Below are 19,443 nucleotides of genomic sequence, written 5' to 3' on the forward strand. Positions count from 1 at the left end.
GCACTTATTGTGACGTGAGCCCCAAAAAAAGGAGAGCGATTATGATCGGGTTTCGTTTGAAAAAAAGAGGAACATTTGCATTGATGTTGGCTGCACTTATGCTGGTATTGTCCGCTTGTGGCGGAAAAACCGAAACAACAAGCACAACGGGCGGAGCGCAGGCAGATGCTGCAGCTGCTGAACCGGTACAACTGACGTGGTGGCATTCGATGTCGGGTGCAGGGGAGAAAGCCATTAATCAACTCGCTTCCGATTTCAACGCAAGTCACCCGGACATTCAGGTGAAGGCAATCTATCAAGGGAAATATGATGAGAGCCTGAACAAACTCAAAGCTTCCATGGGATCGGACAGTGGTCCGGATATTATCCAGGTGTACGAGATCGGCAGCAAGTTCATGATCGATTCGGGCATGATTACGCCGGTACAGCAATTTATCGATAAAGATAAGTTCGATCTGTCCCAATTGGAGCCCAATATCATCCGTTATTACACCATCGATGGCAAATTAAATGCGATGCCGTTCAACACATCGAACCCGATTCTGTATTACAACAAAGATATGTTCAAAGCTGCTGGTCTGGACCCGGAGAACCCGCCTAAGACATATGAAGAGTTTGAGCAAGCAGCTAAAGCACTGGCGAAAGACGGTAAACCAGGTGCATCCATGGCCATCTATGGCTGGTTTATGGAACAGTTCTTTGCGAACCAGAATGCAGATTATGTAAACAATGGTAACGGAAGAACCGGTGCAGCGACTGAATCCATGCTGAACTCCGAAGCTGGTGTGAAGACTTTGACATGGTGGAAAAAGATGATGGACGAGAAAACCGTCTCTAATCTGGGACGCAGCACTGACGATACGACCGCTGCGTTTACCGCACAGCAAATCGGTATGACGCTGGATTCCACCGCTGGATTGCGCAAAATTGTAGAGGGTGCTGGTGGCAAGTTTGAGCTGGGAACAGGCTTCCTGCCACGTCCAGCAGATGCCAAAGAAGGCGGCGTCGTTGTTGGTGGCGCAAGCTTGTATATTATGAACAACAAATCCGAAGCTCAACAGCAAGCCGCTTGGGAGTTTATCAAGTACCTGGCTACACCTAAGGTACAAGCCAACTGGAGTGTTGCGACAGGATACTTCCCTATTACGACAGCAGCCTACGATGAGCAAGTATTAAAGGATAATATGGCGAAGTACCCGCAATTCCAGACAGCAGTCGACCAATTACACGCTTCCGCTGATTCGACAGCAACATCCGGGGCTGTAATGGGTGTATTCCCCGAAGCCCGTCAAATTGTCGAAGGAGCGATCGAGACAGTTCTGAATGGACAAGGTACACCGCAAGACGTATTGGATGCAGCAGCGAAGCAAATTACAGACAAGATTGGGCAGTATAACAGCACGGTGAAGAAGTAACTTATTTCTTGAAATAGGACAAACTTTAGGCTGGATATAGCAAAGTTGAAATGTATGGCTTAACTTAGGATTTCATAACGAGTGAGACGTATGCGATGGTCAACCCTGACTGTCGCATCGTTTTGCTGTGAAAAGATCTTGAACAAACTCGTTTTAAGGCGAATTGGCTATAGGGATATCTAGCAATATATGTCGAATACAGAGATCCACATCTTTATTATGTCAGTTTAAGTTACTCAATATAGGTTTTTATACACAGAAATTCACTATAAAAGTAATAAATCTGACATATAAAAGCTGTAAAGTAGTACTTTTTTACCTATTTTTATTTTTTGTCATCAATTTTGTGATGTTTGTGTTCTATTTTATATCATTTAAAAAGAATATTGTTTACACGTAATAGAAGTTCAGTTATCTTATATTTGAACTAATGTACAAGCTTCATGAACAAATGATTATGAATTTAAAACATGGAGGTAGGTAAAAGATGCATGTTCTGCAAATGAAGAGGTGGCTCAGGTTGTTCCTGGCCATGGTCCTGCTCATCACGGGTGCCATTCCAGCCGGATTGTTCAGCAGTAAGGCAGCCGCGGCGGATGAGCCGTTAACGGTTGCTCAGGCGATAGCTCGCAACAATGATGGACTACCGGGGACAGTAGAAGGATACGTTATCGGGTACTTTAACAATAATTCTAAAAACCAACTTCAAACCGAAGCTCCGTTTAGTGGAGGAAGTAATTTCGGACTTGCCGATACTCCAGGGGAAAGGGATTTAAGCAAGATTATGTCTGTTCAAATTCCCAGTGATACCTCCGTACGTGACATATTTGGATTAAATAAAAATCCCGAGCTGTTTGGTAAAAAAGTCAGGATAACCAATGGAACGTTAGCTTCCTATCTTTCTCTTCCTGGCCTCAAATACATTGACTCCTCTTCAACAACCTTCCAACTGATCGATGAGACTCCAGTAACTAAAGTGGCAAACGTCACAGCTAATCCTACTTCCGGCGCTGTTCCAACAGGGACCCAGGTGGCCTTGGAAACAACCACAGTCGGTGCAACTGTATACTACAAACAGAATACGGATGTTGATTATCTTCCCTACACCGTGCCCATCACGGTAAATGATGCAACTCACATTGAAACCTACGCAGCCAAAGAGGGGATCGACAATAGTGATGTTATCAGTTTTGACTACACCATCATCGACAACAGCCCTATTTCCATCTCTGATGCAAGAAAAGCAATTGAAAATACGACCGTTACCGTTCAAGGCATTGTAACTTACAGCGAATTATCCGGAAGTGTATCCAATCTGTATATTCAGGCTAACGATGCCGGGATCGTTGTGCGCGGTAATGCTTCTGGTGTGGAAGTGGGAGACCGAATTGAAGTCTACGGCCCAATTACGATCTACAACGGCCTTATCCAGGTTGAAGCAAGCAAATCGGGATTTCAGGGTGGATATATTCGGACTGTCGAAAAGTCACAGGATCTACCTTCACCTGTACCACTCAATTCTTCCCATTTTGCTTCTGGCGCGGGGGGGAGTAAGGGTTCTGGAGGGCAGTATGAAGGGATGCTTGTCGAAGTAAACAATATTCAAGTGACAAAAAGCAACACGCCCACTTACACGGCGACAGATGAACATGGCGGTGAAATGCTGATTTATGCCAAAAACAGCCCGTCTGCTCTCTCCGTTGGCAAATCTTATCATAAAGTGACAGGAGTCTTGACGTACCATTCCACTTACGGTCTGGAGTTGATTCCTCGAACGGCGTCGGATATTCTGGAGGATTTGCTCTCCGTAACAGCGAGCACACCTTCCGGTGGTATTGTAAAAGGAACGGAAGTTACGTTGTCTTCCCCTTATGTAGGTGCCCAAATTTTCTATACACTGGACGGTTCTGAACCAACTGTGAATTCAACGGAATACACACAGCCTATTACGATTAATCAAGATCAAATCATTAAAGCTGTTGCCACTGCTGATAGCAGAGTAAGCACCATTTTTTCTTTTGAGTATACTGCGGTGGATCGACTTGATGGTGTACGTATTCACGAAATTCAGGGAGCAGGCCATTATTCCATTTATGACGGACTGAAAGTCCAGAATGTAGAAGGTGTAGTTACATCTGTTGTTAACGTAGATTCATTCTATATGCAATCCATTCCTGGTCAGGAAGATGGAGATCCGGCAACTTCTGAGGGGATTTTAATCTATAAGAAAGATCATGGAATGAAAATCCAGCATCAAGTTAAGGTTTCAGGTCAAGTCAAAGAGTATGCAGCAAGCGCAACAGACCTGCCAACCACTGAAATTGTAGCTTCTGAGATTACGTTGGAACAACCCAATGTTGAATTGCCACAACCCGTAATCATTGGAAAAGGTGGTCGCGTAATACCGAATGTCATTGATTCGGATGGATTGAGCGAATTCAACCCGGACGTGGATGCCATTGATTTCTATGAAAGTCTGGAAGGCATGCGTATTCAGTTAGATAATGCTACTATTCTTGGACCTTATTCCTACAATCCTGGATTAGCAGTGACGGTAGACAACGAACCTAATAATCCATTGCAGACCCCGGCAGGAGGACTAATCTTAAGTAGAGATGGAGCTGGAGAGTTTGAAAGTTCTCTAAATCCTCAACGCTTATTCATTAATAAAAAACCTTCTCAAGCTGTGACCACGGGTGATAAATTTGCAGGCCCGATTAATGGTGTGATTTCTTATTCGAGTGGTAATTATAAGGTCACCTTGGAAGGCGATTTACCTCCGATTACATCCAGTGGTTTGAAACAGGCAACAACCTCAATTGAATCACAACAAGACAAGTTGACTATTGCTACATTCAACGTAGAGAACTTCAGTAAAAAAGATGCAGCACGTGGAAACAAAATCGGTAAAATTATCGTTAACAATCTAAAAAGCCCTGATATTATAGGGATCATGGAAGTTCAGGATAACGACGGCGCAACAGATAGCGGAAACACAGATGCGAGTGAGAGCTTCAAAACGCTTCTGGATGCAATTAAAAGCAATAATGGACCAAGTTATCAGTATACCGATATTGCACCGCTAAATAATATGGATGGTGGAGCAACTGGGGGCAACATTCGTGTAGGGTTCCTGTACAATCCGGATCGGGTATCCTTAAAAGCAGGTACCAAAGGTGATGCAATAACAGCGCTTGCCCTCGATGCAATTGGAAACTTGTCGCTGAATCCAGGGCGCATTCAACCGAATAATGTCGCTTTCAAAACTTCAAGAAAACCGCTCACGGCAGAGTTTGAATTTAATGGTGAACGTGTAGTTGTTATCGCTAACCATTTCAACTCCAAAGGTGGGGATTTAGCCCCATTTGGAAATGTCCAGCCTGCAACCCGCAGCAGCGAAGTGCAACGTGCGCAGCAAGCAACGATTGTCAATGAATTTGTAACTGAATTAATCCACAAAGACCCTGAGGTGAATGTTGCTGTTCTTGGCGACTTCAATGACTTCCAGTTCTCCAAAACATTGAATATTATCGAAGGTAATGAACTGGATAATTTGGTAAACAAACTGCCAGAGAACAAGCGTTATTCCTACATCTATGATGGAAACTCTCAGACACTGGATCATATTCTGGTGAGCAAAAATCTGTCTGAAACAGCAGCTATTGAAGCGGTTCATGTGAATGCTGACTTCGAAGATTCACATGGGCGTGTCAGTGACCATGATCCGTTGCTTGCACAGCTAAGCATTGGAAGCACAGCAGAAGAGGGTGACTTCAACCTGCGTGTGTTGCACACCAATGATACGCACGCGCATTTGGATAACATCCCGCGCCGCGTAACAGCTATTAAAGAAACACGCAATGATAACACCCTGGTGCTGGATGCAGGGGACGTATTCTCGGGTACATTGTACTTTAACCTCTTTAACGGTCTGGCGGATCTCGAATTCATGAACATGATCGGATACGATGCGATGACCTTCGGAAACCATGAGTTTGATAAAGGCCCAAGCGTACTCAAGAAATTTATTGAAAAAGCAGAATTCCCATTTGTGAGTGCCAATATTGACTATACGAAGGATGCGAGTTTGGGTGGCTTGTACAACAGTACCATCGGAAATCCAGGTAAGAATTCCCAAATCTATCCGGCCATTATCACGGAAGTAAACGGCGAGAAAGTCGGAATCTTTGGTTTGACGACACCGGATACCGTATCCCTGTCATCACCGGGAGATGATCTGAAGTTTAAGGATTACAAAGCAAGTGCGCAGGCAACAGTGAACATGCTGCAAGATGAAGGTATTAACAAAATCATCGCGCTGACGCATCTGGGTTACTCGGAAGACCTGAAACTAGCAGAAGCGGTAGAAGGCATCGACATCGTAGTGGGTGGTCATTCACACACCATTCTGAACAAACCGGTGGTTGTAGATACGCACACCGATCCGACGCTGGTCGTACAGACGGGAGAATATGACGTTTCCCTGGGTCAACTGGATGTAACGTTCAACGAAGCAGGCGTACTGACAACATGGAACGGCAAATTGCTGAACCTGGATGCAAAGGATGCCTCTGGTGCATACGTCTACGCCAATGATCCGGAAGCAGCCAAGAAATTAGAAAGCTATGCGAAACCTCTGGCTGAGTTCAAAAAAGAAGTAATCGGTAAAACGAACGTATTCCTTGATGGAGAACGCGGCAGTGTGCGTAAGCAGGAAACCAATCTCGGTAACCTGGTAGCAGACGGCATGCTAGAGAAAGTAAAATCTATTGTGAAGGAAAACAATGTTAAAGGATATGTCGCCATTCAAAATGGTGGAGGCATTCGGGAATCGTTCAAGGAGGGAGACATCACCCTGGAACAATTGCTGAAAATGATGCCAAATGGAAACAACCTGTCTGCGCTAAAAATGACAGGTAAGGAAATTACGGCTGCGCTGGAAAATGGCGTGAGTGGTGTAGAAACAGGCGAAGGGCGCTTCCCGCAAGTTTCAGGCATGCGTTTCTACTATGATTCCACGAAGCCGGGCGAGAAAGTTGACGCTATAACCAATACGGTGACCCAAGTCGGTCAACGCGTGCTCAAAGTACAGATTAAGAATGCCAATGGCACGTACACAGACATCGATCCAAACGCATACTACATCGTAGCGACGAACTCGTTTATGGCTAACGGTGGAGACTTCTATCGGTCCATGAGAGCGGCGAAGGATGACAACCGGTACTATGAACTGAACTTGGTCGATTATGAAGTCTTCCATGAACATCTGGACCGTGTAGGTACGGTAAATCAGACAACGGAAGGACGCAGTACCGATCTGAAGGGAGCTCCACTTCCGGGGGATGGCAACGGAAGCAATCCGGGCAGTGGTAATAGTGGTGGAGGTACAACGACACCAACCACACCTGTAACACCAACAGATCCAACAACTCCGACCACGCCTACAACACCTTCCGTTCCGGGGAATGGGAATGGAGGAGGTACTACACCAACCAATCCGGGTATGATTTTGAAAGATATCGGCAATCACTGGGCAGCAGTTGCCATTGAGCAAGCCATTTCCCGGGGAATTGTGAATGGATATCAGGACGGTAATTTCCGTCCAAATGGACCGGCAACACGCGCCGAATTCATTGTAATGCTGGCAAGAGCATTTGAACTTCCGGCCAGCAGCAAGGCGTTGACGTTTAAGGATGCTTCCAAAATTCCAGCATGGGCACAATCCTTTATTGCTCAAGCTGTAGAACAAGGGATCATTAGTGGCTATACGGATGAGACGTTCCGTGCATCCGGCAAAGTATCCCGTGTAGAGATGACGGTTATGCTCGTAAGAGCGCTCGGACTTCCAGTTAAATCGAATGCCACACTAACCTTTGCAGATGCAAATAAAGTACCTGCATGGGCCGTACCTTATATCGCAGCTGCATATGATGCAGGACTGGTGAAAGGTACAGGCAAGAACATGTTTAATCCACTCGTTGAAGCAACTCGTGCTGAAGTTGTAACCCTGTTGATGTCAGCGAGTGAGTTTCAGGCGAAGTAATAAGACTAGTCAATCTTCCTATGAAAAGGAAGCCAATACTCTAATGAGAACAGCTTGCAGACCTTCATCTGCAAGCTGTTTTTTACTAATTAATGACTGTTCATTTTTACCAGAGGAAGGTATAGTAGACAGGATTATATTGAAGGAGTGTTGAAATGCAAGATCAACCGGTTTTAATCGCACTATTGGCTATTGCCGCAGGGATTTTCAGTTTGTTGGGTGGAATCAATAATTGGGATTGGTTTATGAAGAGTTTTAGAGCAGGTCTCTTTGTGAAAACCATTGGACGTCAGGGTGCAAGAGTGGTGTATGGGATTTTTGGTATTGTGCTGATTACCATTGGCGTATTATTGTTGCTGATTGGGTAAGCGTAGAAAAAGAAAAGAAATTTGTAGAGTCTGAATACATAATTCAGTTTCACAGCTTTAAACACCTGATAGCTTTAACCCATTAGCTTACCTAATCAATTAAAAGTTACACTAAAAAAGACCACCGAAATTTTGAAGTGACCCCGTAAAGTTAGACACATTATATCTTTAAGCAACTTGTTGGGCATGAATCCGGTACCGTACCGGACTCATGCCTTTTAGTTTTGCCTTAATGCGTTTGTTGTTGTAATAATCGATGTATTTGGATAGTTCTTGTTTGAAATGTGAGATGTTTTCAAATTCCTTTAAATACAAGAACTCGGATTTCATGATGCCAAAGAAGTTCTCCATGACGGCGTTATCGTAACAGTTCCCTTTACGGGACATACTTTGTGTGATGCCACGTTCTTTAAGGGCATGACGATACGGTCTCATCTGGTAGTGCCAGCCTTGATCCGAATGAATAAGGAGTTTATCTTCATTTGTTAAACTGCAAAATGCTTGATCTAACATTGTGGAAACAAGCGAGTAGACCGGTCTTGAACCAATCGTATATGTAATGATTTCTCCGTTATACAGATCAAGCATGGGAGATAAATATAGTTTTTCTCCGAACAATTTAAACTCTGTAATGTCCGTAACCCACTTCTCGTTTGGCCTTTCAGCATGGAAATTGCGTTCTAATAGGTTCGGTGCGATCTTGCCAATGGCCCCTTTATACGAACGATATTTTTTCATACGCACCAAACACTTTAATCCCAATACTTTCATCAAACGCTGTACCTTTTTATGATTCACATGGTGTCCACGATTGGTTAACTCATCGCGAATACGACGATAACCATAGCGTCCCTCATGCTCCTTATAAATCGCTTGTATCATGTCTTTTAGCTCTAAATCCTTGTCTACCGTACCAAACGCTTTTACGACGTAATAATACGTGCTACGAGGGATACCTGCTAGCTGTAGAAGTGCTTTCACCGAAAATTCGTTCCTTAGTTCATAGACTACTTGAGCTTTGTCTTGTTTGGTGATTTTTCCTTGTTTCGAACTAAGGCATTCAACTTTTTTAAATAAGCATTCTCCATTTTCAAACGCTCTACCTCTACTTGTAAAGCCTCTACAGATCCTTCTACTAGTGTTTGGTCCTTCTGTGCTTTAGATCCTTTTTTCATGGATGAGCGCCCCTTTTTCTTTAATTGAAGGGCGTCTATCCCTTGTAATTCCAGGCTTTTTTGCCAACTTAAAAGGGTACTATGGCTAGGTATATTAAATATAGCAGCCGTTTCTCTAACAGACGTCCCAAATTCGTTCATATAATGAAGTACGTCTAGTTTAATCTGAGTAGGATATGATGTATAGCCCTTTATAAAAGCTTTTTCACCATGATGCTCATATTGTTTAATCCAGTTTAAAAAGACAGAATGGTGAATCCCGATCGATTTTGCAATGCTTTTCAAGCTTTCTGATCCCTTTTCATAACGCATAACGGCTTGTACTTTTTCTTCTGAACTGAATTTAGTCATAAAAAAACTGCACCTCAATTGGTAGTTGTGTCTAACAATTGGGGTGCAGTTCAAAATTCCGGTGGTCTTTTTGCCAAATTCAGGTTTATCCATCTCAATCTGGTTTAATTATCTTTTAAATCTTCAATGGAATTGATGTCCATATAGGTTGGTACAACCAGACCTGTTTTGGCACCGTCCATATTTGGACCGAGATCATCGATCTGATCCTTGTATTTGTTGAAATAATCTGCAGAGGTGAGCGGCAACCATGCAGCTGGAGTTGCATCTACATCACCATTGGCAATGCCGGTCCACATTGGACCGATCTCCACTTGAAGAGAGGTTACTTTGTAACCCAGTTTTTCTTTAAGGATGTACTCCAGCAAGTTCGTACTTGCAATCTCGGAGTCCCAAGCTACGTAACTTAGTTTAATGGAATCTCCATTCACCGGAGTCAGACCTTTGGTCCATTCAGCCACTTTGTCGCTATGCTTCTCTGCAAAAGCTGCTGCGGCTTTTTGGGGATCTTCTCCGTTTTGAATGGCAACCATGATTTCACCCATATCCTCAGGTGTCCAGGAGAAGCGATCCAGGAATTCATAAGCGACAGGTTTGTCTTCCTTTAACCCTTTACGGGCAATGGTATGAATTTGTTCTGCTTCACCGTAGACGCCTTCCGGATCGTCCAGGTATTTCAGGTCATATGCATTGAACATCCAATGCGGTGTCCAACCGGTAACGATAACCGGTTCCTTATTCTTAACCGCTTTATCCAGCGTAGCTGTCATTGCGGCTCCTGAACCTTCAACCAGTTTCCAGTCAGACAAACCGTATTTCTCAATGGCACTCGCTGTGGATTTCATAATTCCGGCACCTGGATCGATACCGATAATTTGGTGATTCACTTCATTTCCCACATTGGCATTCGCCGATGGAGTGGAGGAAGAAGCACCTGTTTCCAAATCTGCAATCGAATTAACGTCTGTCATGTATGCAGGAACAACGAGCCCTGTGCGTACACCGGTCATGTTGGCTCCCAGATCATCCACCTGGTCTTTGTAACGTTCCCAGTAGTCAGCGTGAGTCAATGGCAGCCAAGCTGCTGGAGAGGCATCTACGTCGCCTGAGGCGACACCCGTCCACATAGGTCCAGCTTCAACTTGCAGGGCGTTAACTTTATAGCCAAGTTTGCTTTCCATGACATATTTCAACAGGTTAGTACTAGCGATCTCGGAATCCCAGGCTACATAGCTAAGTTTAAATGCATCACCGTTAACTGGCGTCAGACCTTTGGTCCATTCGTCAATCTGGTCTGCATGTTTCTCAGCGTAGTCTTTTGCGGCTTCTTCTGGAGATGTACCATTTTGGATGGCACTCATCATTTCGCCCATTTCATCTGATGTCCATTGGAAACGGGACAGGAATTCATAAGCAACCGGGTGATCTCCTTTCAAGCCTTTACGTGCGATGGTGTGAATTTCTTCAGCATCACCGAAAGATTTTTCGGGATCATCCAGATATTTTAGATCATATTTGTTGAACATCCAGTGTGGAGTCCAGCCTGTAATAATGATCGGTTCTTCCGCTTTAATGGCTTTGTCCAGTGTGGCGGTCATCGCTGCACCAGATCCTTCAATCAGGGTCCAGTCCGTCAAATGATAATCTTCAATGGCTTTGGCAGCGGATTTCATAATGCCTGCACCCGGATCAATACCAATGATCTGATATTTGACTTCTTCACCTACAGCATTCGCTGGAGTGTTGTTACCGCCGGCAGAAGTACTGTTGCCGCCAACAAAGTATTGTGAGAAACCAGCTACGAGCACAACAAATGTGGCTGCAGCGGTAATCCAGGCTTTTTGTTTCGCTGAGAAGCGTGAGCTTTTCTTACGGCCTGGCATAAACAGATTTTGAGTGAAACGGTCAAGTACGATCGCAAGAACCACGACAGCCAGACCAGCTTCAAAACCTTTACCAATCTGCAACTGTGTTACCGCACGATAGACTTCCGCACCAATACCCTGTGCACCGATCATGGAAGCAATAACAACCATGGACAGCGACAGCATGATGGTTTGGTTAATCCCTGACATTACGGTAGGCAATGCGAGTGGAAGCTGTACTTTGAACAACTTTTGCATGGACGTAGAACCAAAAGCATCCGCTGCTTCGACCAGTTCGCCAGATACCTGCTTAATTCCGAGGTGAGTCAGGCGAATCGTAGGTGGAATCGCGAATATAACGGACGCGATAACACCGGGAACCACACCAAGGCTGAAGAAGGTTACCGCTGGCAGCAAGTAGACAAATGCAGGCATGGTCTGCATAAAGTCAAGCAATGGTGTAATAATCCGGGCTGCAGTTTTGCTGTATGCGAGCCAGATACCGATGGGAACACCAAGCAGAATGGAGACTAATCCTGACGTAATAACGAGGCCCAAAGTATCCATCGATTGGGACCAATATCCGAGGTTATCTACGAGCAAGAAACCGATAACTGTAAACAGGGTCAGTGGTATTCGGCCAACAAGATATGCCAATACACCGAGTATTACAATAAACAGGAGCGGATGGGGGAGCATGAACAGCCCGGAGAAAAATCCGACAACCTCCTGAATAACAACAGAAATGACTTTAAATAATCCGGAGAGCGAGGTGCTCATCCAGTCAACAATCGCTTCAATCCACGATGCTAGTGGTATTTTGGGAATCATTCACAAGTTCCTCCTTTACTGCAACTTCACCGCTTAGTGCTCCAAGCAGGGCACCGCGGACGATAACACCTTGCAGACGGCCGGTTTCGCCAACAACAGCGAGCGGCACATGGGCTGAACTTACAATTTCGAACAATTCATGAATCAGGGTTTCAGGCGCTACAGTCGGCCCATCCGTAATCAGAATATCGTTCAACACTTTGTTTTCGCGCATTGCGCGGGTTGCATCCTCTGCTGTAATAACACCAAGCAGCTTCTTCGAACGGTCAATGACAAACAGGTTGGAAATACCACGTTCGCGCATTAATTCGAGGGCAACACGAGGACCACGGTCAAGCGTAATCGTTTCAGGACGTCGCATAACATGAGATGCGGTAAGGACCTTGGACAAGTCCACGTCTTCGACGAAGCGGGCCACATATGAGTTGGCCGGTTGAATCATGATTTCTTCCGGAGTACCGATCTGCACGACTGCGCCGTCTTTCATGAGGGCAATACGATCGCCGATGCGCAGCGCTTCGTCCAAGTCATGGGTAATGAAAATAATGGTCTTTTTCATTTTATCCTGAAGCTCAATCAGCTCATCCTGCATATCACGACGAATCAGTGGATCAAGTGCACTGAATGCTTCATCCATTAACAGGACTTCCGGGTCATTCGCCAGCGCACGAGCCAAACCTACACGTTGCTGCATCCCGCCACTCAGCTCATCCGGCATTTTGTCTTCCCAGCCTTTAAGGCCAACCAGTTCAAGCGACGTTTTTGCTTTTTCCCGACGTTCATCTTTATCTACCTTTTGAACTTCGAGTCCATACTCCACATTATCAAGAACGGTACGGTGCGGGAATAACGCAAACTTCTGGAATACCATGCTGATCGTTTTCCGACGCACTTCGCGCAATTGTTCTTTGTTCATCTTACGTAGATCTTTACCATGGACAAGAATCTCTCCCGATGTCGGTTCAATCAGACGATTGAACATTCGAACAAGTGTAGACTTACCACTTCCGGACAGTCCCATGATGACGAAAATTTCACCTTCCTGAATTTCCATGTTGACCCGGTTGACACCAACCGTTATCTGTTTTTCTTTGGCCAACTTTTCTTTGCCCCAACCTTGCTCCAGTAATTGTAGACCTTGCTCGGTTTGGGGTCCAAACAGTTTACTTACATTTTTTACTTCAAGTATGGTCATGTTTTCACCCCTTCTGATGTGTTGTGCACTTCGAACGGCTTTCAGCATCCACAAGCCCATACACTTGTGCGCCCAGCCACGAAATCCGGTAATCGTTGCTTCGCTTCCCGTCTTTCTGGGTAACGTTTTGTATTCTAACAATACTTAACCCGTATAGCAACCGAATAAACAGTACATAATGTTTGTACAGTAAAAACTGTACAAAGTTTTCCGTCCATATGCTCCGTCATTCTCCTTATTCTGGCTAATAAGACACCTTTACATTTGATATCGCTTTTTCTACAATAGAAAATGTGCTGAATCTAAGCAGTTTTTTTTGGTTAAAAGATAGTCGTAGGCGTTTGCAACTTGGTCAAGCTCCCATGAAATACATGGGGTAACCTAAAGCCTGTTGGCATATAGGATGTCCTGCCGGATACTTTCCCATGTAAGCCGGATCTTAAACAGTTGCAATTATTTTGCCGAGACTGGGAATGTTGAGAATGGAGGTTGCAAGCATGAGCTTGGACCATTTACAAGAGGAACAGCAGGCAACCGTTCTTAGGATCCGTAAACGCGTCATTGAAGCCATTGGGCGTAATATGGATCTCTACGGCGTTACGCTGTCCACGGGACACTTATATGGATTGCTTTTTTTTGCAGACAAACCTATGACCCTTGACGATATGGGCCGGGAAATGGAAATGAGCAAAACGAGCATGAGTACCGGCGTACGTACACTGCTGGATCTAAAAATGGTGAATAAAGTATGGAGCAAAGGCTCCCGGAAAGACCTATATGAAGTGGAGTATGACTGGCATCAGACGTTTACGGATTATTTTGTGATTAAATGGAGAAAAGCCGTGGAGAGTAACCTTCAGGTACTGCGCAAATCCGTTGATGAACTGAATCGTTTGATTGCTGATCTGGATGAACAAGCAGATGCTGAACTTCTTCACATTCTTAAGGAAGACAAGCATAAGGTGCTTCAAGCAGAGGCCTACTACAAATGGCTGGATCGCTTGATTGATACCATGGAAGATGAAGAAATATACAAACTGGTTCCGAAGGAAGAGATTAAGGAACATTAATAACAGCAAAAGCAAAGAGCCCTTTCCGAATTGGAGAGGGCTCTTTTGTCTTGGGGGTTACGCACTTGTACATTTATAATGAAGAAAAACACATGCTTTACAATTGGCCGATTAATCCCACACGTGATAAGGTCACAAGCTGCTGAACGATCTGTTCCAGTTCGTCCATGATCTGATGGCGTCCGCTGGGGGTCCAGGATCGTACAGACCAATCGGATATATCGTGTACGTTACCTTTCAACACGGCTGGAGATCGATTCCAGGCTGTAGTTTGTTTCATACGCCGAAGCAGTTTCTCACTGGCAGGAGTATTGGAGACGCGGTTCATGAACAGATGATCCGTATCCAGCATGGGGATGCTATCTGCCGCATACTCATCTGTCATTAAGTCTGTACATATGATCTGTGCAGGGTTCAGTCCAAGTTCACCGTAGATAAGGCGATTTAATGGATGCTCGATATTTTCCTGGAGCCGGATAGACTGATTCGTAACCTGCATAAGCATAATACGTTCTTGCCCGAAATGATGCTTCAAACGGAGTCCGATATCAAGGTTGCGAAGCTCAAGCTGTTTGAAATTCTGTAAGGCCTGCTGCTCCCGTCCGACCAGTTCAGCCAAGCGTACATGATTTTCTTTCCATTCATGGGCCTGATCCATGATAACCGTAGGTGCAATACTTTTGAGCTTATCGTAAAAGGGTTGATGATAAAAGTCACCGATAATCAGGTCCGGCTTGGCCTGACGTAATTTCTCCAATTGTGTGGATAGCCGCTGCTGCTGCTCGACTTCATCAAGCTCCCGATCATGGAATCCGTCCATTGCAGCTACGGGAGACAATCCGAGCGAAGAGAGGTTCTCATGAAGTCCCATTCTGGACGCGGTAGCCACGCGAATTTGGTCTTTTTTCATATATAGGCTGGGTGCGATCCCCAAGGTTTGTTTGAATTTGCGGCTAAAATAATATTCATTGCCATAGCCAACAGATACGGCGACGTCTTTGATTACACATGTTTCCTGCTTGAGCTGTTTTTTGGCCTCGTCAATCCGTAAGCGATTCAGATAATCGGTAGGTGACATGCCCTTGGCTTTCTTGAAACTGCGAGAATAGGAGCTTGGCGTCAATCCGGCAATTTTGGCCAGTTGATCCATGCTGATACCTTCACTCATGAACCTTTTCATATACATAATGCTGCGTTCAAGCGCCGGATCGACCTTCTCATAATTTTCTTCAAGCCGGTTCTCCGAGAGATACTGCAAAAGCTCGTGCAGCTGGCTATGTATACTGATAAAGTGATCGGGGTGAACGCCGCGGTAGGCTTCATACAATTGTTCAACTCGCGCTCTGGCTTGTTGGTCATGACGAACCATCAGTCTGCCTGTCTCCCAATCCAGCGGGAAACCAGAAGAGGAGGACATTTTCCATTGGCCACGCACTTGCTGCAAACATACCGTATCCATGCTAAGTATTATAAACTCCGTAACAGCCGAGCGTGCAGCCGCCTCAATCGTTGTTCCTGGCTTAAGAACATACAGTTGATTGGCTTCGGCGGTATAGACTGTATCGTTCAAGACCAGAACACCGTCTCCTTGTAAAATAAGACAGAGCATGGGCCGGGACACCGTCTTGCCCTGCACACGGAAATGCTCCCCGCGCCGTACACGGCACATGGAAGAGAGGAGCGGTAGAGATGAGGTTTCAGAAATGAAGGAAAGCTGTTCAGTCATACGGACCATCCTTTTGTCTTATTTTCTTAATGATAACAATTATCATTCTCATATGGAAGATGTTTTTGAAAAATAGTTTTGGACATGAAAAAAAGAGGATACCCAGAGCCGTGATGGCTTTAGAGTTATCCTCTATATTTGAAACTAGAATGTTGAGATAGCTATAAGTCTCTATAAGTCTATACCCACATGCGTGGGTTAGTTTGGCACGACCAACAGGATATCATCCAGGAAAACGTCGCTTAGCACCTTTTTGCCTGTGCCATTGGCTTGCACATGATACAGCCGATAGAGATCATTTGCGTTGATGTAGAACATGCCCGGAACATCGTCATGAAGCTGGAACGTTGACCATTCCTCTCCAGCAAGCTTGGTTACTTTGAGAGCTGTGCTCACGGAATAAAGACCATTTGTACCGGATAGATATGCAATAGTTGGTGTTCCGTTGGTCAACTGAGCAGTTACGAAAGTGACACTGTTCAAATTCAGGTTGGCAGATTTGGATACCTTGTTCCCGGCGATGGTTTTGGCATACGCCTTTTTGTCTGCATCCACAACGACAACCTTATCCGTACCCAGTGGATTGACCTCCCGGATGCTCTTACTATGAATCTGAAGTGTTTTGCCAGAAGTGGTTAATGCAAAGGCTTTGCCTGTTGAATAATCATAATCCTTGTTGCTATCCAGCTTGATGCCTTTGTTGTACACATACAGATTGTTGCCCCAGCCACCAGCATAAACAGCGTTCACATCCAGCTTTGCTTTGGGATTAACTGCTGTACCTTTGCCTGTATTGTAGTTTACCTTGTACATGATAATGGCGTTGGTAGAGTAGTACTGCTCGTATGGGTCAGTGTTCACCATCAATTGCAGTTCGTTTTTGGCCACGTTCATAAAATAACGACTCTCTACTGCACCAGCAGCAATTCGTTGCACTGCTCCGCTTCCATTGGATGCCTTAGAAACGATCCATGGGTTTCCATTAACGAGCCCGTTATAATATACACGGCCTTTCGTTACGGCGAGCAGCGGGAAATCTGTATCTGCTTTGTCTGCAATTTTGGTGGCAGCGGAAGCTTCGCTATTGCCATTTCCACGATAGATCGTTCCTTTGGAATCCATATAATAGATGAACCCGTTATCCGTAAAGTAGCTCAATACATCTGTCGCATACGTTTCAGCGGAATCACTAGAACCGTCATTGGGAACGCGAAGCAGCGTTGTGGAAGACTCGGAACGAGTGTAATAGAGATAGGTTCCAGCCGCAGACAGACCATCTCCTTCAAAATCAAGCAATACCTCTGTAGTTCCGCTTCCGTCACCGGATACTTTGTACAATACACCATCGGACTCATAATATACCGTAGTTTGGCTGAGGGAAGCTGCATGAGCATTGGCTCCGCCTCCAAGCACTGCTGCCGTGATCAGTGTGAACAGCAGCAAGGTGCAAACCGTGCGATGCATACGTGTAGACCATTTGTTCATAAATCAATCGTCACCCTTCTTTTTATGTATGTAAGTAACACATTATCACCTTACGTTATATCGGTAAACTATGGAAAATATGTTACACATCTCAGTCAGATAAAAACGACAGAAGATCAGATCTTCTGCCGTTATATTCAACCATATTCAGCCTAAATCTGACTTTCAGCCAGCTGTTGACGACTGTTCCACAAAGTAACCAGACGAAGCAAAATGAAACAGATGAGCAGAAGTACTGCTCCGACCAGGATTAACATGAGAGGACTGATAAGCAGCATGCCGCTCGCCTGACCGGCAATCAGCGCAAGCAATGGAAGAACGACCAGTCCTCCGAGTTGATAGGCCTCCTGAAATCCACGTACCTTCGCCGAGATCAGTACATTTAACAGAATGACCACAAGACTGCACGTTGGAACAACCCATAGAACCAGAATGATCCAGTTCAGATTGGGAAACATCCATGCCCCGAACATGGGGTACAACAGGATATTGGCAATGATTCCGTAGATAATGAAGGTAATCCAGGATAACAGCAGGGAAGGAATAAGGGCAGCTAACACCTTGCCTTTAAACAACGTATCCATACTCATCGGAGTGAACAGAAGACTTTCCAGAGTCTTGCGCTCCTTCTCGCCTGCAAAACTGTTGGCCGTCAGAATGCTGGATGCCATCACCGGAATGATGAGAAACAGGGGTGCGAACATGTACAAGGCCAGGTAATAGACAATACGATGGTTATCCGTAGGCATCGAAGCAAGCTGCGGAATCCGCCCGGCACGGGTTAGGTTATCCAGTGTATCAAGCAGGAAACTCATATTGCCGAGGGAAGCAAGTTCCATCCTTGAGGCTGCCCAAATGAGTATCCCAGGCATGATGATCCCGATAACTAGCGGAACGATCAACATGGGCAGCCAAAGCTGCACACTGGCTGTGATAGCTCGAATATCTTTACGAACAAGTGCACGTATGGCTTGTCGGTTATTCATGATGATGTGCCTCCCTAATGGCAAAATAAATACTCTCCAGATCGCTGCCCGTAATCCGGGCCTGATAGACTTGTCCACGCTCAGTCAATTGTCGCAGTAACAACGGAATATCTTCACGGGTTTGAAGCTGAAAAACGGCTTTGTTCGCGGAAGCCATCTCCGGTGTATACCCTGTTACCGTTTGCCAGCCATTCGGCATGGTCGCGTCAACCTCAATCCGGGGTGAGGTCAGGTATCGGTTGACGATCTCCTGCTCCGTACCTTCCTCAACCTTACGCCCCTTTTCCATAAAAATATATCGATCACACACGGCCGATAGTTGGGATAACACATGAGACGATACGAGAATCGTCATATGTTCCTCTTGATTTAGCCGACGGATGATTCGGAGGACCATCTGAATCCCATCCGGGTCAAGCCCATTGGTTGGCTCATCCAGAAAGAGAATGGAGGGGCGGTGCAGCAGCACCCGCGCTAGACCTACGCGTTTTTTCATGCCTGTGCTGTAGGTACCTACTTTTCGATGTTGATATTCCTGCAATTCGAACAGATCCACAAGCTCATCAATCCGTGCTTTGGCATGTTGTACACCGAAAGCTTCAGCGAAAAAGATCAGGTTGTCACGCCCACTCATATTTTCATACAATCCACTCTGCTCGGTTAATGTGCCGCATAGGGCGAGTACGTTCTCCGTCTCACGGAAGGGATCGAGGCCGTTAATGCTCACTTGCCCACCCGAAGCGCCGAGAACGCCGTTCATGATGCGGATCAGGGTGGTTTTGCCCGAACCGTTAGGACCGATCAACCCGGTAACGCTGCCTTGTTCAACCGTGAAGCTGACATCGTTCAGTGCCTGATGCACTTTAAATTGCTTAGAAATGTTGCGAACTTCAATCATGCACATTCACCGTCCGATCTGAGTTTGGAGATTAT

Annotated in this window: 11 protein-coding genes; 4 read left to right on the plus strand and 7 right to left on the minus strand. The window is 45.3% G+C overall.

Features of this window, described 5'->3' with window-relative positions; all coding sequences use genetic code 11:
* Positions 1 to 41 precede the first annotated feature (41 nt).
* From AC4PM4_RS08495 to AC4PM4_RS08505, 3 genes are all read left to right on the plus strand, one after another.
* Positions 42 to 1,415, plus strand: coding sequence for an ABC transporter substrate-binding protein (locus AC4PM4_RS08495; RefSeq protein WP_063564461.1), 1,374 nt, complete (start codon positions 42 to 44; stop codon positions 1,413 to 1,415).
* A 487-nt stretch (positions 1,416 to 1,902) separates the two neighbouring features.
* Positions 1,903 to 7,458, plus strand: coding sequence for an S-layer homology domain-containing protein (locus AC4PM4_RS08500; protein ID WP_491613342.1), 5,556 nt, complete (start codon positions 1,903 to 1,905; stop codon positions 7,456 to 7,458).
* 155 nt (positions 7,459 to 7,613) lie between these two features.
* Positions 7,614 to 7,826 (plus strand): immunity 17 family protein, encoded by a 213-nt coding sequence (locus tag AC4PM4_RS08505; RefSeq protein ID WP_064640044.1) that lies wholly within the window; start codon positions 7,614 to 7,616, stop codon positions 7,824 to 7,826.
* 168 nt (positions 7,827 to 7,994) lie between these two features.
* Here the strand turns inward: AC4PM4_RS08505 and AC4PM4_RS08510 are convergent.
* From AC4PM4_RS08510 to AC4PM4_RS08520, 3 genes are all read right to left on the minus strand, one after another.
* Positions 7,995 to 9,352 (minus strand): IS3 family transposase gene (locus AC4PM4_RS08510; protein ID WP_269053646.1). Its coding sequence is split into 2 segments (ribosomal slippage): positions 7,995 to 8,899 and positions 8,899 to 9,352, totalling 1,359 coding nucleotides; the frame shifts between segments, so codons are not numbered across the junction.
* A gap of 104 nt (positions 9,353 to 9,456) precedes the next feature.
* Entirely contained in the window at positions 9,457 to 12,048 is a 2,592-nt protein-coding gene (locus tag AC4PM4_RS08515; protein ID WP_090953153.1) for a glycine betaine ABC transporter substrate-binding protein, read from the minus strand.
* Entirely contained in the window at positions 12,014 to 13,243 is a 1,230-nt protein-coding gene (locus tag AC4PM4_RS08520; RefSeq protein ID WP_063564457.1) for a quaternary amine ABC transporter ATP-binding protein, read from the minus strand. Before AC4PM4_RS08520 ends, AC4PM4_RS08515 begins: the two co-directional genes overlap by 35 nt.
* A gap of 497 nt (positions 13,244 to 13,740) precedes the next feature.
* Between AC4PM4_RS08520 and AC4PM4_RS08525 the strand changes: the two genes are divergently transcribed.
* Entirely contained in the window at positions 13,741 to 14,313 is a 573-nt protein-coding gene (locus AC4PM4_RS08525; RefSeq protein ID WP_063564456.1) for a GbsR/MarR family transcriptional regulator, read from the plus strand.
* Positions 14,314 to 14,410: 97 nt separating this feature from the next.
* On the opposite strand, the gene AC4PM4_RS08530 is transcribed toward AC4PM4_RS08525, so the two are convergent.
* The 4 genes from AC4PM4_RS08530 to AC4PM4_RS08545 form a co-directional block, all read right to left on the minus strand.
* A complete protein-coding gene (locus tag AC4PM4_RS08530; RefSeq protein WP_176854586.1) occupies positions 14,411 to 16,039 on the minus strand; it encodes a helix-turn-helix domain-containing protein in 1,629 nt (542 codons plus the stop codon).
* Positions 16,040 to 16,237: 198 nt separating this feature from the next.
* Positions 16,238 to 17,524: a hypothetical protein gene (locus AC4PM4_RS08535; protein WP_063564454.1), complete on the minus strand. Its 1,287-nt coding sequence runs from the start codon at positions 17,522 to 17,524 to the stop codon at positions 16,238 to 16,240.
* 152 nt (positions 17,525 to 17,676) lie between these two features.
* Complete coding sequence (locus AC4PM4_RS08540) at positions 17,677 to 18,510, minus strand: ABC transporter permease subunit (protein ID WP_491613343.1); 834 nt, start codon at positions 18,508 to 18,510, stop codon at positions 17,677 to 17,679.
* Positions 18,503 to 19,408, minus strand: a complete 906-nt coding sequence (locus AC4PM4_RS08545) for an ABC transporter ATP-binding protein (RefSeq protein ID WP_491613345.1) — start codon at positions 19,406 to 19,408, stop codon at positions 18,503 to 18,505. The genes AC4PM4_RS08540 and AC4PM4_RS08545 overlap by 8 nt, the downstream gene beginning before the upstream one ends.
* Between the last annotated feature and the right edge of the window lie 35 nt (positions 19,409 to 19,443).

The organism is Paenibacillus sp. MDV22-iso6, assembly GCF_058408365.1.

Bases quoted from the DNA above. Each gene is read 5' to 3' on its own strand.
- AC4PM4_RS08500 (WP_491613342.1), top strand. From the start codon at position 1,903: ATGCATGTTCTGCAAATGAAGAGGTGGCTCAGGTTGTTCCTGGCCATG.
- AC4PM4_RS08540 (WP_491613343.1), bottom strand. From the start codon at position 18,510: ATGAATAACCGACAAGCCATACGTGCACTTGTTCGTAAAGATATTCGA.
- AC4PM4_RS08525 (WP_063564456.1), top strand. From the start codon at position 13,741: ATGAGCTTGGACCATTTACAAGAGGAACAGCAGGCAACCGTTCTTAGG.
- AC4PM4_RS08505 (WP_064640044.1), top strand. From the start codon at position 7,614: ATGCAAGATCAACCGGTTTTAATCGCACTATTGGCTATTGCCGCAGGG.
- AC4PM4_RS08535 (WP_063564454.1), bottom strand. From the start codon at position 17,524: ATGAACAAATGGTCTACACGTATGCATCGCACGGTTTGCACCTTGCTG.
- AC4PM4_RS08495 (WP_063564461.1), top strand. From the start codon at position 42: ATGATCGGGTTTCGTTTGAAAAAAAGAGGAACATTTGCATTGATGTTG.
- AC4PM4_RS08515 (WP_090953153.1), bottom strand. From the start codon at position 12,048: ATGATTCCCAAAATACCACTAGCATCGTGGATTGAAGCGATTGTTGAC.
- AC4PM4_RS08545 (WP_491613345.1), bottom strand. From the start codon at position 19,408: ATGATTGAAGTTCGCAACATTTCTAAGCAATTTAAAGTGCATCAGGCA.
- AC4PM4_RS08530 (WP_176854586.1), bottom strand. From the start codon at position 16,039: ATGACTGAACAGCTTTCCTTCATTTCTGAAACCTCATCTCTACCGCTC.
- AC4PM4_RS08520 (WP_063564457.1), bottom strand. From the start codon at position 13,243: ATGACCATACTTGAAGTAAAAAATGTAAGTAAACTGTTTGGACCCCAA.